Genomic DNA, 17,164 nt, shown 5'->3' with positions numbered 1-17,164 from the left:
GATTGTAAGATTTTAGAAATTAACACTCAAACCTCCGGAAAATACTCTGGACAATGGATAGGCATTACCAACCATCCAGGATACTCCGCCATCTACGGTTTCAGGATCAAACATTTTAGGCATGTTTGTGAATGTGAGCAGGTTTTCACCCGATACATACACTCTCAACTTATGAATACCAACTCTTTCGGTAATTGCGCGGGGAAGAGTATAACCTAACTGGAGGTTCTTCAAACGTACATAAGCAGCGTTTAGCAGATATTTTGTCTGACACTGTTGGTTCTTTCCATCTCCGAATAAAGGACGTGGATAATAAGAGTTCAGATTTTGTCCCAATGGATTGTTAGCATCACCACGGAAATAATCGAGTTGTTCTTTTAATCCGGTTGACCACCAGATTCCCCACTTCCATGCACCCCAGAAGAAGTAACTATCTGCGAAATAATCTCTCTTCATTACACCCTGGAGGAATGCTCTGAAGTCAAACCCTTTCCAGTCGGCAGTCAGTTCTACACCAAAAGGTAATTTTGGAGTCTTATTACCGATAACCTTCAAGTCTCCGTGATTGCTAACTGTATTGGCGCCATTGTCAATTTTACCGTCACCATTGATGTCGGCATACATAATATCACCGGCTTTCCAGTTGGATCCTAATGCATTCTGACCTCCATTAGCAAGAGTTGCTAAATGAGCATTCATTTCATCATCCGATTTTGCAATGCCTTTGGTTGTATACCCCCAGATTTCTCCGTAAGTTTCTCCGGCGTAATATTTATCGAGTGTTCCCGTTGGGTTGGCATACCGGGTTATTTTTGATGTCGAGTTAGATAACAGTACTTTTACTCCATAGCCAAGACCATTTGCGAGTCTGTCTTTCCAGCTTACTTCCAGTTCGAAACCCTGTGTTTTAAGGTCGGTGTTGTTGGTTTTGGGAACACTGGTTCCTAATGTTGCCGGCAATTCTACGCCATCTCCCACCATATCATTGGTATAGCGGATATAACAGTCAAGTGAAACATTCAAACGGTTATTAAGAGCTGCAATGTCTAATCCGGCATTCCATGTACGGATTTTTTCCCAGCTAAGAGCCGCGCTAATGATACCAGGAATGGAAGATGTATTCGGTTGTACTCCGTTTATTAACCAAGATCCGTTTGCAGTACCGATTGGCATTGTCTGATAAGTAGGATATGGCAAAAGATTTCCATTTGAATCAACAGTATTCTGATTTCCCAACGATCCGTAAGAAGCTCTTAGCTTAAAGGTGGAAACATAGTCTGCAAAGGGTTTCCAGAATGATTCCCGTGCGATATTCCAACCAGCTGAAAATGATGGGAACCAGTTCCATCGTTTGTCGGCTCTCCAACGCGAAGTGCCGTCATAACGCATATTGGCTTCTACCAGATAGCGACCCTGGTAATCGTAATTCAAGCGGCCAAAGAAACCGGCAGTAGACCAGTTGTAGTAGTTTCCTGAAATAGAAGGTGCTGCCGTTTTGCCACTGGCATCTATACCGTTTGTAGTATTTAACGTAGGAAGATCAGCCACGACAATGCCTTGTCTGTCGGCAGTTAAATCGCGATATTGATTCATTTCAGACTGGAATCCGACTAATCCTTTTAGAGTGTGTCCACCTTTTAACTCTTTAGTGTATTCAGAAAATAGGTTGACATTGTAATAATTTGTACGGTATGCACCTTCATGTACTCCGGAGTAAGTGTTGTAGGCATAAGCATTGCCATTGACGTCGTGATTGTATGTTTTTTGGGTATCCCAATGTCTGAACTGATCATCGGTTTTATAGTTAAATTCTCCGGTAGTAATCCAGCCTTTTACAGGTTCCAATACAATCTTAGCCTGTTGATACAGCCAGTCTTCCTGCGTCTTGTCACGTCCGCCATCTCTTAATGCCAATGCGGGGGAAGGGGATGAGAATAAATAACCATTCGGATCGTATAATGGAAGAATAGGCCAGCCCTGACGAGCAAGATCAGAGAATAAACCATCACCTAATGATGAAGGTCTCTGATAATCCTGTCTGATCCAACGTGTGTTGTATCCTAACGTCACCCATGGAGCCAGTTTGGTTTCGATTTTTCCTGTAGCGGTATAACGATAGAAATGGTCGCCTCCAAATCTCATGAAGCCATCCTGATCAAGGTAGTTGCCAGAAAAATAGTATTTTGTCGACTCATTTCCGCCGGAAACACTGAAGTTATGTTCCTGCGAAGGGGCTGAGCTTTTGTAAACAGCTTTATACCAGTCGATGTTGTCATTGCCGCCGCCATAATCAGCCCAGTGTGAACCATTCGGTACCGAGGTGACAGGCAGGCCGTTCGATCCGATAAGCTTGCCGTCCTGAAAATCTTTGATGCGTTTTAACCATGCATCGTCAAAGAAAGGACTGGATCCGCTGTTCTTTGACGCTTCGTTAAAATAGAGAGCAAAAGTGTACGAATCCATCATGTGAGGAAGTAGGACAGGGGAACTGGTTTTGAAATTGTTGCTGTAATTAATACTGATTTTTCCTTGTTTTCCTTTTTTTGTAGTGACCAAAATAACACCGAAAGGCGCTCTTGATCCATAAATTGAAGAGGCAGCAGCATCTTTCAATACCGAGATGTTTTCAATATCCTGAGGGTTAATAGCACTAAGGTCACCTTCCATCCCGTCTATTAAAATTAACGGGCTGCCGGAGGATCCAGTGCCGATGGTGGCAAGTCCGCGTACATTCACGCTGGGTTTACTTTCAAGCATACCCTGATTTTGTGAAATGTTCAAACCGGCTACCATCCCTTCCAGAGATTGTACGGCATTTTGTACCGGGCGGGCTTCCAGTGCTTTTGCATCAACAGTACCCACTGAACCGGTAAGGTTTACTTTCTTTTGTGTTCCAAAGCCAACTACTACCACTTCGTTCATACCCACGGTTTTTTCTTCGAGGGTTACATTGATTGAAGTGCGGTTACCAACGGCAACCTCTATCGGATTCATCCCAATGTAGGAAAATTCAAGAATGGCTGATGATGGGACATTTTTAAGCGTGAAACTTCCGGTTGCATCAGTAATTGTGCCCACGTTGGAGCCTTTAATTTTGACACTAACCCCAATCAGGGTTTCTCCTTTTGTGTCTTTCACTTTACCGGAAATGCTTTCCTTTTTTTGCTGAGTAGACGTATTCTGAGCAGTGATTGTACTCACGTGGCTCGTAAGTGCAGGTGTCAACCATGCAAATAGAGCTAAAAGACATAATGATTTCTTTCTGACGTTCATGGTCTTTAATTTTTAGAATAATTTATTAGCTGAGACTAAATGCATATGAGGATGGCAGGCGGCCATCTTCATGTTGTGGATTAAGGTTAATCTGTTTTGTTCTGCATAGAAATTGATTTTGAGTATGTTTCGTTGGTTAATTTTAACATCGCTAAGGTAGATGGTTTGTCTTTAAAGGAGGTGGATTTTTCATTCAAAAAGGATGCGTTTCGATTTCATAAACCTCTTTATTTGTTAAGTTTAATGGCATTTCTCGATTGCTTTGCAAAGCCCTTTTGGATTCTTTATTGCAAATGCATGAAATTCAGTGCTGTTGATATAATTAACATTTGCTTGGTAGCCGGATGACTTTTAAAATCATTGTCTAAATAATAAAAGGTAAATCTTAAAGTCATCCTGATATAGTTATTTTTTCGAGTGCAAATACCCGGGTTGAGATTTGAATGCCGTATGAAGAGTTAATTTTTACTTTTTTGCAATTCAAATCCTCCTCCCCCTCAAAGAAAATAAAGCGGGTTTGTCCATGATTTTCACTTAATACAAACAGAGACTCCGATGAGATAGAGTATGCGATCTTTGATGCTGTAATCTTTGGCTTCGGTTTTGGGTGGTCTTTTTGTCGTATATTTGCGGAGTAATAAATTACAATAAGCCCAAGCATGGTAAGCCTTTATCTGAAGGTCGTATTGCTTTGTATATTGTATATTACTGCAGTTAAATTTCTAATTTGCAACAGCTCATCAGTACTCAGAATTCAATGTTAAGCTGATTGTCGAATATTGTGATTGTGAGCAGACGAATATTAACGTGTTGAGAACGTTACGTCGTTTGCTGATTTTGACTCCGGGTGACCTTGATAAATAATTTTGAACACATGAAACCACGCTTTCTCCTTGCTTTTCTTGTTTTCTTATTGTCCTTGTCTTATCATGTGACAGGTAGCGAACAGAACTCTCAATTCAAGCTATTTCAATACAATGATCAACTTCCTTCGAATTCCGTTCAGTGTATTTATAAGGACAAAGAAGGATTTATGTGGTTTGGAACCAGAGACGGCTTATGTCGTTTTGATGGTTACCGGATTGCAATTTTTCGTTCAAATACAGCAAATCACAATAAATTGACCAATAACAATATTCGTTGTTTGGTGGAAGATAATCAGCATCGTTTGTGGATAGGGACAAATGAAGGAATCAATATATTAGATAAACAGACTTATTCGATCAAACCTTTCAACCATCCTGTCATTGGTCGCGACAGAATCTCCGATTTATGCATCGATAAAAAAGGGAATATCTGGATTGCAACAGGTTCAAAAGGAATTGTACGGGTAGACTCAGACCTTCGTATTCATTTGTATCAGAATGGATCTCCGATCTCAAAAACACCATCTAACAGTACGATGACGATATCTCAGGATTTAGAAGGAAACATATGGGCTACCTTCTGGAGTGGAGGACTGGCGCAGTATCAGCCAGATAAGGATACTTTTAAAGCGTATCCTCCTGTTGGAAAGGCGAATAATCCTTTTAAAATACTGGAGGATAAAAACCATCATTACTGGGTATTTACCTGGGGAGATGGTATGTATGCTTTTGATCCGAAAAGCATTCAGCATCCATATACTCCTGTTTCATTCTACAAAGATGGCAAGCCTGTTAACGTAAATAATATAATATACCGAATGATACAGGATTCTGAATCTGGAAATTTCTGGATTATCTCTTTCTCTGGGCTGGATGTTTTATCTCAGGTAAACAATACAACGTTTAATATCATAACCCGGAAGACAATGTTTAGGGAATCCTCCAATAAACTTTTTCATGAAATAATTGATGATTTACATGGTAGTTTGTGGTTGGGATCGGTAGGCGAAGGAATTTATAAGTTGGATTTTAACAATAATAATTTTCAGACAAATGATCTGGCAGTCTTAACAAGCAAACTGGGTTATCCTCCCAATGTATATCATGTATGCGAATCTGATGCGAATATTCTTTATCTGGTAATCGATCGACTTGGAATTTATCGGTTAAATAAAATGACTGGCGTGCTCGACAAGGTTTCTATTCCGTTTTTTTCAGGCAATGAAAATATCCAAGTGATGTATTATGTGAAGAGTCAGCACGCAGTGTGGTTTTTAAAAGAAGGTAGTCACGATTTTTATATTTTGCCTGAAGGTCATGGTGTTAATCAGAATCAAATTCAGACTATTACCATTGATAAGAACAATAGCTCAACAATCAATTGTTTGTATGAAGATGTTTTTGGTAACGTTTGGATTGGATTTGATCAGGGATTATATAAGCGGCCTCCCGATGGGAAAGTCATGCTGGTAAGTAACAAGATTACCAATATAATAAACTTGGCCGGAGATAATAAAGGTAATATCTGGGTCGGAACAGAGAGGCAAGGTGCTTTCCGTGTCCGGATGAATGAATCCAAACATTCTTTGATTAGTATCGATAATTTTAGCGAAAAAACAGGTAATCTGCAAAGCAACTCTATTCAGTCTGTGTGTTGCAGTAAGTCAGGAAATGTTTACCTTGGAAGTAGGGAAGGTAGTATTTATCAATATACTCAATCTTCTGGTAAGATGGTTGATATAAGTTATAAATACGGTATTACAGAAGATGCTATTCTGGATATAATAGAAGACGATTATGGCTTGCTATGGATTTCAACGACCAAGAAAATTATCAGGTATAATCCGCAGAATCATGTGTCAATGTATTACACTTCTACCGATGGTATTTTGGTTAGCTCGTTTTCAAAAAGCGCGGCTCTAAAACTTCAGAACGGGCAGATGTTGTTTGGTGGCAATAAAGGTTTTTGTTTGTTCACCCCAACACCGGCAAATCGCTATTTGACATCGACTGCTAAAGTGAAGATCACCAATATTGATATAAATGACCAGTCGATATTTGACATGGCAGACGATTCCCGCTTCGATTTTAAAAACAACAAGATCATACTGAAACCCAATGATGACAATTTAAGTCTTGAATTTTCATCGCTGAATTATTCTGCTGCTGACAAAATCCAGTATGCTTACCGACTCATTGGCGTTGATAAAGATTGGGTATATCCCGGCAGTAGCCGGCGTTATGTGAATTATACCAATCTGCCTTCCGGAAAGTATGTCTTTGAAGTGAAAGCTACGGATGAAAACGGACAATGGAGTAATCAGGTGTCAACGCTTACCATTATCAAGCGTCCACCATTTTATTTGACATGGTGGGCTTACTTGCTTTACCTTATTTTCCTTTCGGGAATAGCTTGGTTTATTATCAACAGGGTGCGTTTACGTAATGAATTGAAAATCTCCCGCATTGAAAAAGAAAAATCAGAAGAACTGGCTCAAACCAAATTGCGCTATTTTACCAATATTTCGCACGATTTATTGACGCCTCTTACCATTATTGCTTTGTTGGCGGACGAAATAGAAAAGAAATTAATGACTTCGGATAAGCCCAAGGCAGAGTTGGTGAAGTCGAATGTGAATCGGTTAAAAAGGCTGATACATCAAATTCTCGCATTCAGAAAAATAGAAACGGGAAATCTGAAGCTCAAGGTACAGGAATCTGATGTTGTGACGTTTGTTCGGGAACTTTCTTATTCTAATTTTCAGCCTCTTATCGCAGAAAAGAATATTAGTTTTAGCATTCAGAGTGAATACGATAAGTACAACGCATGGTTTGATAAGGATAAGCTGGATAAGATTTTATATAATCTCTTGTCAAATGCATTCAAGTTTACTCCATCCGGAGGTACTATTATTGTTGGACTTGAATTTTCGGAAAAAGAAGGAGTCTCTTATCTTGCGTTGTCGGTAAGTGATACCGGCATAGGGATAAGTTCCGAAGATTTGCCCCATGTGTTTTCCCGTTTCTTTATCAGTAACACTTCAGATCAGAGTAAGAGCAATGGTATTGGCTTGTCTCTGGTTAAAGAGTTGGTCGAAATTCATAATGGAGAAGTAAGTGTAACCAGTGAGTTGAATAAGGGAACAACATTCACATTGCAGATTCCAATATCTAAAGAAGCTTATTTGCCGGAAGAATTGTATCTGGAAAATGCAGTGGGAGAGAGTGCTGAGTCCGGTCCGGATGCGGAATATGTTGAGGAGACTCAAATGCCAGAGAACACTTCTGCGGAAAGGGCAGATTTTTCTATACTAGTGGTTGAAGATAACAAAGAGCTTAAACAGATTATTGTAGCTCATTTTTCACCGCTATTTCATGTATTCTCTGCAAATGATGGTATGGAAGCGTTACAGGTAATAAAAGAGAATCAGATTGATTTGGTTATTTCGGACGTGATGATGCCCGTGATGGATGGTTTGCAGCTTTGTAAGGCAATTAAAACGGATGTATCTACCAGCCATATAGCAGTTTTGTTGTTGACGGCAAAAATTTCATCTGACGATCAGATTGACTACTTCAATGCAGGAGCGGATGCATACATGCCCAAGCCTTTTGATCTGAACGTTCTTGAAGCAAGGGTAACCAATCTTATAAAAAGAAGGAAGCAATCGATCTCTTATTTCAAGGAGAACAGGGATGTTGAGGTTTCTTCCATGAATTATGGTTCTCTCGATGAAGAATTCTTGAAAAAAGCTATCGAAGTAGTTGAAGTTAATATGGGAGATGTCAATTTCGATTTTGATAAGTTTGCAGAGGTGATGAATAGCTCTAAATCTACATTGCACCGTAAACTGAAAGCACTGACAGATCTCGCTCCAGGCGAGTTCATAAGAAGCATTCGTCTGAAACACGCATGTCGTATGTTGGTTACTACAACCAATCCTGTTTCGGAGATTGCGTATGTGCTTGGTTTTAATGATCCTAAATATTTTAGTCGGAGCTTTAAGTCTGAATTTAATATGAGTCCGAGTGAATACAGAGAAGCCAATCTGAAATAAGCCGTAAATTGATGGACCATGAAAGTGTCTTTTAGAAAATAGACATTATACCGATTGGACTTAGTGACTTTGTGAGAACAAAAAGTTACCAAGCCCAGCTTCCTAATGAAGATACCCTGGATAAGGCAGTGTATCTGTTAATCTCTGAAATAGAAGATAGTTGGAATCAGCCAATCTGAAACAGGGGGTTGATTTTTAACCAGTTTCTTACTATATTTGAAAACGGGATTCAAGTATAGGCTAGAATCCTGTAGTTGACAGTTTATGTAAAATCTCGGATAGCCCTGATAGTTTTAACTTGACAAATCTTTCCTACATTCATAAACATTTGCAACATGCCTACATTAGCAGCCATATCGAAAACCCGTTTTCCATTCAGCACAAAGCAACAGGAAGTCAAACAATTTGCCAAAGAAGTATTTGCTCCCTCTTTTCCGCACATGGATAAACTATTGAGTATTTTTGATCATACCGAAATAGATATCCGGAATTTGTGTAAGCCATTTCCCTATTATTCTGACGCACACACTTTTGAAGAGCAAAATGCAGAATATATTCGTATCTCGCTCGATTATTCTGTGCAAGCAATTGAATCTTGTATTGCCTCTGCTCAAATTGCAAAAGAAGAAATCACGGATCTTATCTTGGTGTCTACCACAGGACTTTCTACTCCGAGTTTAGATGCTCTTATTATCAATAAAATGAGGCTTAACCGAAATATAAATCGCATTCCCGTTTTTGGGTTGGGATGCGGAGGGGGTGTCTCCGGATTTGCAAAAGCGAGCATCGTGGCAAGAGAAAATCCAGATGCCGTGGTTTTATTTTTAACGGTTGAATTATGCTCGTTGACGTTCTTGCAAAGCGATTTCAGTAAAAGTAATTTTGTCGGATCAAGTCTATTCTCGGACGGCGTTGCTGCTTGTATAATTACCGGCGATAACCGGACAAACAAAACCAAAAATGCCATTACATTTCTTGCATCTCAAAGTAATTTGTATTATGATTCGCTTGACGTGATGGGCTGGGAATTTCTTGACAAAGGAATGAAAGTCCTGTTTTCTAAAAGTATTCCGGACATCATTTCTCAGAATATCAAGGATGATGTTGACTCTTTTTTGTCAAAACATAAATTGCAGCTCTCTGATATTAGGAACTTTATTTTTCATCCCGGAGGAACAAAGGTTTTAACGGCTTACGAAGAAGCACTTTCTTTGGAAGGTAGTTGCCTGAACAATACGCGCAAAGTGATGAGAGATTATGGCAACATGTCAAGTGCCACCGTCATGTACGTATTAGAACGATGCTTTTCGAAAGGATTTACAACCGGTTACGGCTTAATGTTGGCTATGGGACCGGGATTTTCAAGCGAAATGGTTTTACTTCAAATGAAAAAAAACTAGCATGGTATTTGTACTATTCATTTCATTCCTCATCTGTTTGCGTCTTGGAGAGCTTTGGCTTTCGCATAAGAATGCAAGATGGTTATTGAAAAATGGAGCGGTTGAATATGGACGTAAGCATTATCCGTTTATGGTAATGCTGCATATTCTGTTTATCGTCTCATTGCTTGTCGAATATTATACCCGACAACCGGTAGGTTACAGCCGGTTCGTCCTGATATTCTATTTTGTGCTAGTTGTATTGAAAATATGGGTGGTGTCATCACTGGGGAAATTCTGGAATACAAAAATTTATCGCATACCGGGAGTTCCATTGAAGAAGAACGGACTATATGCATATCTGGCACATCCGAATTATATAATTGTGATTGCTGAAATTGCTGTGATTCCTCTTGTATTCCATTTGTATTTCACGGCAGTAGCGTTTACCATTCTCAATATGGTGATGTTGGTGATACGGATTCGCGAAGAAAATAAAGCGTTGTGTATAGAATAAAGGCCGAGTATGATCTGCCGGATGTTTTTCCTTCAATAGTAAATTTCTGTTGTTTTGGATCAAACATCTAATTTTCTGTTTATTATTAAGAAATGAATTCTTCGGGGAATATCCATAAAAATGCCTCAAAAGTAAGTTGAACTTTTGAGGCATCTTTTTGTAATGTTGTACACAGACAATCTCTACTTGGCGAACTTCACCATTTCGGACGCAGCGAGCAGAAATGCTCCTACACCAAAATTAGAAGTCGAATTCTCGTTTAAAACCTGACCTGCAATCGCTTTGTCTCCGATGGGCTGAACGTATCCGATTTTACCTGACGGTTGAAGTGCAACCCTGGTCAGGTAGTTCCATCCTTTTAAGGCCGATGAGGTATATTTCTTGTCCTTGAGGTAGCCATTGTTGATTCCCCAAAGCAGTCCAAAGGTGAAGAAGGCCGTACCACTGGTTTCATACCCCGGAGCTTGTTGCGGATCGATCAGACTGCGGGTCCAGTAGCCTTCTTTTTGTTGACAATTGATAATAGACTGAGCCAATTGTTTGAAACGGCTGATGAAAAGAGCTTTGTGTTTGTAGTTTTTGGGAAGATCATTGATGATTCTTGCCAGCCCGGCAAATACCCAACCATCGCCACGCGCCCAGAAATCTTTCTTGCCATTTATTGTTTTGTGAGGAGGAAACACGTAGCGAGCGTCGCGATAATACAACTTTGCTTCCGAATCGAACATTAAGCTGTCTGCATACACGAAGTAATCATAAAGTTTTTCAAGATAGAGTGGGTTCTGTGTGATTTTATACAGCTTTGTCATTACCGGCATCACCATATACAGGCCGTCCACCCACCACCAGTAGTCCTTATTTGGAGTGCTCATCTGATACTCCATCACCTGGAGTGCACGGGCAATTTTCATGTTGTCGGGAGCTAACTTGTACAGGTCGCAATAGACCTGAAAGCAGACTTGCCAATCGCCAAACAGTACATAATCATCCGTTTCTCCATAGGTATATTTCCATTTTGAAGTATCGTCCGATTTTGCACCTTTCCATTGGTTATTGGCAGCCCATTCTTCGGAATATTTGCGGTATGCCTCCATGCCGGTGATTTTGTAGGCTTCTATGTTGCCGGTATGATAAGCAGCTTCGTCCCAGGAAGCGCTTGTCGGTTGCGTGTGCGTGTTTTGCCAGTAATTATTTACTTTTTTGATGATGTTAATGACTTCGTTTTTTGATACGGGTCGTTGCTGGGCACTAGCAACAGCTACAAGACTTATAAAAAAAAGAAGAATGCTGATGGGTCTGTTTAATATCATTGTCTAAATAGGGTTCTGTGGTTGAGCTTTTTTCTGCAAATCAATCACTATGAAGGGTGCGGAACATGGCATGCATTTCCGCCGTCTAAAATCAGTTCGCATATAAAAATGCGAAGAAACACAATCTTTTTTGCTAATACTAATACTTTATATAAAATTTTGTTTTCTGAAAAAAGAGATTATCCGGTTACCTTTAAGTGCCGGATAATCTCTCAAGAACACTTAGTTTGTCTTGTCTTCGTCGGCTACAGCTTCTTCCCATGTTGCCCATTTGGGTGTGCTGGCATCATAGCCGTCATAGCCGTAATTCTGGCTGAGTTTGGCCCCAATGTTGGCTGTAATGGCAGAATTAGGAATGGGCCAGAAAAGATTGTGCTTGTCAACCTGATAGTTCAGATTAACCTTTGAAAGGATCGTGCCATGGTTGAAAATGCTATAGCGGGTGAGGCGCTTAAACCAATAGCTTCCGCCATTGAGGTCGGTACCGCTTTGCTTATCCCATGTGTTTACGTCGTAAGTATTGCCCCATTCGTCGGCTTTTCCGCTCTTGGCAAGACACCATGAAATACGGGTAAGCTCGGGTTGACGCCATTCTTCCATGTAGAGTTCACGAGCGCGTTCATCACATATGTCGCCGATTGTCACGGTTGTGAACATTTTCTTGGCATTGGCACGACTACGAATGACATTCACATCCTGAGCTGCACCTGTGGCATTTCCCTGATAGAACCTCGCTTCTGCACGGAGTAAATAAGTTTCAGCAAGGCGGAAGAGGTACATATTTCCGTTAGAGCAATAAGTGCCTTTGGTAGCTCCGTTGAATTGATTGGCTCCCTTGTTTTCCTCAGCAGCTACGTCGAGAATGTACATTTTATACAGAGGTATAGGGAACCAGCTACGGATAGTGTCCTTACATAAAAGAGTTCCCTTGGCAACGATTACCTTGCCGCTTGCATCCTTGTAATCGTTAGTTGCATAAAGCTGCATATTCTTTCCATTGAAGCTTGAGTTGGGGCGATTGTATTTAATGTCTTCCATTTCTACCCAATTGCCCATAGAGCGGTTGTGACGCATATCCTGAGTGTCAACTTCTCCATCATATTTCCAGATGGTCTTGTTGTAGTGATAAGAGGTGCGGAAGCATCCGATACCACGACCCAATACACGCAACCAGTCAAGCTGTGGATTGTATTCGGCTTGGGTGCGAGCCCAATTGTATGTAGGAGAACCTATACCGCTTGGGTCCATAATGTCACCGTTAGACCAGTGAACGCCTAAAGCACGCATGGTTAGATATTGCGTAAAGTTCTGGTCATTGTAGTTCAGGATAGGAAGAATGGTTTCCTTGTTGGCAGCTGCGGTAATATTTTCTCCGCGATGCAAATCCCAAAGTACATTGCGTTGTACTGCCCAGGTGGTAGGATTGCCCGAAGGTACATTCGTGCCGAAGGGTGCAGTCATAAGGGCAAGTCCATGATTGTCAATTAGGTCGGTAGCCATGTCTTCAGCTTTCTTGAAATCGCCGTTAACCAGATAGCATTTAATCAGAAGTTGCATACAAGCCTCTTGATTCACAGCACCAAGATAAGGCATTTTCTTTTGAGAAGGAACGTGAGCTACTGCAAATTCCAGGTCGTGAATCAACATTTTAAAAATGGCTTCTTTGCTGGTTGACTTATAATTCTGTTTGGGTACTTCAATAATTTTTGTAACCAGAGGTATGTCACCGAACAGAAGTGCTTGATGATAGTATTTATAGGCACGGTGGAAGTAAGCGCGACCTTTGTAGGCGTCACGTGTAGCATCGTCAAGTCCCTGAACCTGGTCTACGTAAGAAAGAACCGTGTTGGCGTACTTGATGCCATTCCATGCCTCATCCCAAAAACGGATCATGGCGTTGGAGTCACCACCACTGGCCATGCCTGAGGTTGGAGTAATCTTGTTGGCAAAGTCGTCCATGATACCACCTCCGGCATCTGTTTTTGCATAAAGACCTACGTCGCTCATAATATAAACGGAAGCAATGGGGAGTACATTCCCGTTGCCATCCATAAGCATGGTTTTATAATGCAAGTCACACATAGCAAGAGCTGCTTGCAACCCTGATTCGGTAGCATACGTCGTCTTTGGTTCATAGAACGATAGAGGATCTTGCTTAAGGAAGCTGTCTGCACAGCTTGCCAGCATGGTTAATGAAGCGAAAACCATGCAACCCTTGAACAATTTATTTATATTCTTTTTCATTTTGAATTTCTTTATATTGTTTTTTATTTTGAATTTCAGAACTTAAAGAGTGATGTTTAGGCCAACATTGAAAGTACGGGTTGCCAGACCACCAGTTTCAGGATCGCCATATTCCCAGCTTGAGAAAGTGCATATATTATGGCAACTGGCAGTTACACGAATCTTATCGATCTGATATTTATGAGTCCACTTTTGAGGTAGGGTGTAACCTAAAGAGATTTCATCAAGACGGGCGAAGTCGCGATTGTAAAGCTTGCTTACACCACCCGATAAACCAGTATTAGGACCAACGGCATTCAAACGCGCATACTTATTGGTGGGATTGTCAGGGGTCCAATATTCTTTTGCCGGAACATTACATGCATTAGTAACTTGTGATCCACCATTGTCCTGATTCAGCCAGTTGCTGGATAGGCTCTTGTGACCCATATAAGAATAGAGTGAAAATGAGAATGTAAAATCTTTCCAAAGGGTAAAGTCGTTACGTATATTCCAATAGATGGGAGGCGCTGTTGTACCAAGATAAGCTTTGTCTTTATCATTGTAAACAGGAACATGTGTTCCGTCTGCAAGGATTTTATCATCCGCGGTATAGAGATTTTTGACTTTAACGTCGCCGGGTTTTTGTCCAACAAGAGCTGCCGCCGCAATATCGGCTGCATTGTTTTGCCAGATGCCGTCTGTTTTATAATACCAGATTTCACCGATAGGTTTGCCGATATACCAACCATTGGAGGTATCATCCAGCTCTTTACCATTCGCATCATAGGTATAGTAGATGTGATTGATGCGGTTCTTGTTCAGTGAGAAACCTGCAGAAGTACTCCATGTGAAGTCTTTCTTTTGAATGTTGTTCGATGTCAAAGAGATTTCAAAACCTTGATTCTGGACTTCACCGAGGTTGGTAGTAATAGAGCTGAATCCGGTAAAACTGGGCAGACGCTGAGACATAATCATACCCGATGTTTTCTTAAAGTAATAGTCGAATGTACCGGTCAGACGGTGATCAAATATCGAGAAGTCCAAACCGGCGTTATAAGCGTTGGTCTTTTCCCATTCAAGATTGGGAGCTGCCAGACGATCCATATTCAAAGAGTTAACCACTGTAGAGGTTCCATTATTGTAATAAACCATTGGATTACCTAAAGTAAGGTTAGCAAGGGTTTTATATACGTCGCCAAACTCACGATTACCATTAGTACCCCATGAAAGACGCAACTTACCCATGTCTAACCATTTGTTAGTTGACTCCAGGAATTTCTCGTTAGAAAAAGTCCATCCAAGTCCGACTGATCCAAAGTTACCCCACGGATTGTTGACACCGAAGCCTGAATAGCCATCACGGCGAAAAGTTCCCGTGAATATGTAGCGATCGTTATAACTGTAAAATGCGCGTCCCAGATAAGATGCAGCGGTGTAGTGGCTGTCGTAGGTCGAAAACGAACTTTGCTGTTTGTTGGCACTTGCTGTGTAGTGGTATCCGAGGACATCGGTCGGAGCAAGATTGCGGGCATATATGTAATCGCTCCATGTTTTGTGGTCTTCAGCCTCCTGAACTGCAGTCACGGTGAAGTGATGAACGTCATTGAATGTCCGATCCCAAATAAGGGTGTTGTTCAGGTTCATATCGAAATTCTTGTTATTTCCACGGTTAACACCACGAGATGAAGCCGCAGAGTTTGGAAGCTCTGCCGACATAAAGTAACGGTCGTAAAACCATTGGTAACGCGGAGTGATATTGAACTGATAGGTGAATCCCAACGGCAGTGTTACCTTGGCATTAAAGATGGTATTCAATACTGTGTAACCCTTATCAAGTTCATAATATTGACGGTCGAAATAATAATTGTAGCCACCATTGGTTGCCTGACCGGTCATGGGATATTGCTGGTAACCACCAGTTGAGTTGTACATTGAAGCATACGGTGAATTTCGGAGCATGTTGTTGTCCCAATAATTGCTGCCAAGCGATACTTCTATGTCACCGTCGGAACGATCCTGAAAGTTAACGTTAGCTCCCATTTCAAGCCAGTTGGTAACTTTAGCATTCACTTTAAGATTGGAACGGAAAGCATGATAGTCGTTGCCTTGTACAGCTCCCTGATTGTTCATGTAACCGAACGACATGTAATAGTTAACGCGATCGTTTGCTCCAGAAATGCTTGCATTGTAATCCTGATTATAACCTGTGCGGAACGTTGCGTCATTCCAGTCATAAGTGTTTCCGGCGAGGAAGTTGTCATACACAAGCTTGGCATTATTCAATTCCAAACGACGAGCATATAAACTCAGATATGATTCGCCTGTTGAAGGTCCGAAACCACTCTTACCCGTAGCACTGGCCCATGTCGCCTGGTCTGTAGTACTAAGATTACTTGGATTGTTGAAATAACCGGCAGGATAAGATAACAGACCAGTCTTGGAATCAACGGCTTGGTAATAACCGTAAAGTCCGTCGGCGCCTTTACCATAAGTATAGTTCATCATATACCAATCTTCGCGATAACGCATATAATCGCTTGCGTTAAAATAGTCGCGATAAGCTGACTTGGAATTGACGGCAAGATTGACACTTACATTAATAACCGGTTTGCCTACTTTACCTTTTTTTGTGGTAATGATGATAACCCCTGCTGCCGCTTTGGCACCATAAATGGCCGCTGAGGAAGCATCTTTCAGAACGTCGATCTGAGCAATGTCATCAGGATTGATTTCAGAAAGCTCGCCATAAAAAGCCATACCGTCGAGTACGATAAGAGGGCTGGCGCTAGTGCCTAATGAGTTCTGTCCACGCAACAGAATGGATGCATCACTACCCTTAGCCGATGCGTCATAGCCAATTTGCAGACCCGGAGTTCCACGAAGAATATCCTGAACAGATCCCGGATTTTGGTCGGCAATTTTGCTGGGGTTGATTTGAACAACAGAACCAGTGAGGTCTTTCTTTCGCATTGTTCCATAACCGACTACTACGACTTCATTCATGCCGACAGCAGATTCCTGTAATGTGACGTTGATTGTTTTTTTGTTGTCAAGTGTGATGTCCTGGCTGGTCATACCAATATACGACACAACTAATGTAGCATTCGGATGAATGTTAGTAAGCGTGAAACTGCCATTCACATCTGTAATAGTTCCTATTGAGCTCCCTTTTACTCTAATGCTTGCTCCGATTACGGGTTCACCTTTCGAATCCTTAACTGTTCCCGTAACAGCACCGGCTTTTTGTTGAGAGGTTTGAGCTGAAATACCATTGTCGATGGCTTTAAATGGCGGTAAGCAAAAGGTCATTAAAGCCAAAATGAAGAAGAATTTTCTTTTTACATTCATGGTCTAGTTTTTAAAAATTAGGTTTGGTGTTTGATAAAGTGACTGATAATCATTCGTGATTCATTCATTGATAAATAAAAGACATTAACTTGTTGTGAAATTCATTGTTTATTGGTTTAAGCGTGAATAATTGCAAAAATCAGGAATGCAAATATAAACAGCTCTAAATTTCCACAGGTCAATAATT

7 protein-coding genes are annotated in these 17,164 nt (G+C 41.0%); 3 read left to right on the top strand and 4 right to left on the bottom strand.

All coding sequences use genetic code 11. From position 1 onward, the window contains the following. Nucleotides 1-12: 12 nt before the first annotated feature. Nucleotides 13-3,273: a TonB-dependent receptor gene (locus F8N35_RS05845; RefSeq protein WP_293050401.1), complete on the bottom strand. Its 3,261-nt coding sequence runs from the start codon at nucleotides 3,271-3,273 to the stop codon at nucleotides 13-15. A gap of 874 nt (nucleotides 3,274-4,147) precedes the next feature. Between F8N35_RS05845 and F8N35_RS05840 the strand changes: the two genes are divergently transcribed. The 3 genes from F8N35_RS05840 to F8N35_RS05830 all read left to right on the top strand — a co-directional run bounded on the left by F8N35_RS05840 (nucleotide 4,148) and on the right by F8N35_RS05830 (nucleotide 10,093). Then, nucleotides 4,148-8,197 (top strand): hybrid sensor histidine kinase/response regulator transcription factor, encoded by a 4,050-nt coding sequence (locus F8N35_RS05840; protein WP_293050400.1) that lies wholly within the window; start codon nucleotides 4,148-4,150, stop codon nucleotides 8,195-8,197. A 335-nt stretch (nucleotides 8,198-8,532) separates the two neighbouring features. Continuing rightward, nucleotides 8,533-9,597: a 3-oxoacyl-[acyl-carrier-protein] synthase III C-terminal domain-containing protein gene (locus tag F8N35_RS05835; protein WP_293050399.1), complete on the top strand. Its 1,065-nt coding sequence runs from the start codon at nucleotides 8,533-8,535 to the stop codon at nucleotides 9,595-9,597. Between the two features lies 1 nt (nucleotide 9,598). Then, nucleotides 9,599-10,093 (top strand): isoprenylcysteine carboxylmethyltransferase family protein, encoded by a 495-nt coding sequence (locus tag F8N35_RS05830; protein WP_293050398.1) that lies wholly within the window; start codon nucleotides 9,599-9,601, stop codon nucleotides 10,091-10,093. Between the two features lie 182 nt (nucleotides 10,094-10,275). On the opposite strand, the gene F8N35_RS05825 is transcribed toward F8N35_RS05830, so the two are convergent. From F8N35_RS05825 to F8N35_RS05815, 3 genes are all read right to left on the bottom strand, one after another. Continuing rightward, nucleotides 10,276-11,403: a glycoside hydrolase family 88 protein gene (locus F8N35_RS05825; protein ID WP_293050397.1), complete on the bottom strand. Its 1,128-nt coding sequence runs from the start codon at nucleotides 11,401-11,403 to the stop codon at nucleotides 10,276-10,278. A 222-nt stretch (nucleotides 11,404-11,625) separates the two neighbouring features. Next, on the bottom strand, nucleotides 11,626-13,647 hold the full coding sequence (locus F8N35_RS05820) for a RagB/SusD family nutrient uptake outer membrane protein (protein ID WP_293050396.1): 2,022 nt from the start codon (nucleotides 13,645-13,647) through the stop codon (nucleotides 11,626-11,628). Nucleotides 13,648-13,689: 42 nt separating this feature from the next. Then, nucleotides 13,690-16,938 (bottom strand): SusC/RagA family TonB-linked outer membrane protein, encoded by a 3,249-nt coding sequence (locus F8N35_RS05815; RefSeq protein ID WP_293050417.1) that lies wholly within the window; start codon nucleotides 16,936-16,938, stop codon nucleotides 13,690-13,692. Nucleotides 16,939-17,164 lie beyond the last annotated feature (226 nt).

Source organism: Paludibacter sp., assembly GCF_009712605.1.
GTDB lineage: Bacteria > Bacteroidota > Bacteroidia > Bacteroidales > Paludibacteraceae > Microbacter.
The sequence above is the reverse complement of the archived record's forward strand: the minus strand, read 5'-3'. Positions and strand labels throughout refer to the sequence as shown.

Bases quoted from the DNA above. Each gene is read 5' to 3' on its own strand.
- F8N35_RS05845 (WP_293050401.1), bottom strand. From the start codon at position 3,273: ATGAACGTCAGAAAGAAATCATTATGTCTTTTAGCTCTATTTGCATGG.
- F8N35_RS05840 (WP_293050400.1), top strand. From the start codon at position 4,148: ATGAAACCACGCTTTCTCCTTGCTTTTCTTGTTTTCTTATTGTCCTTG.
- F8N35_RS05835 (WP_293050399.1), top strand. From the start codon at position 8,533: ATGCCTACATTAGCAGCCATATCGAAAACCCGTTTTCCATTCAGCACA.
- F8N35_RS05830 (WP_293050398.1), top strand. From the start codon at position 9,599: ATGGTATTTGTACTATTCATTTCATTCCTCATCTGTTTGCGTCTTGGA.
- F8N35_RS05825 (WP_293050397.1), bottom strand. From the start codon at position 11,403: ATGATATTAAACAGACCCATCAGCATTCTTCTTTTTTTTATAAGTCTT.
- F8N35_RS05820 (WP_293050396.1), bottom strand. From the start codon at position 13,647: ATGAAAAAGAATATAAATAAATTGTTCAAGGGTTGCATGGTTTTCGCT.
- F8N35_RS05815 (WP_293050417.1), bottom strand. From the start codon at position 16,938: ATGACCTTTTGCTTACCGCCATTTAAAGCCATCGACAATGGTATTTCA.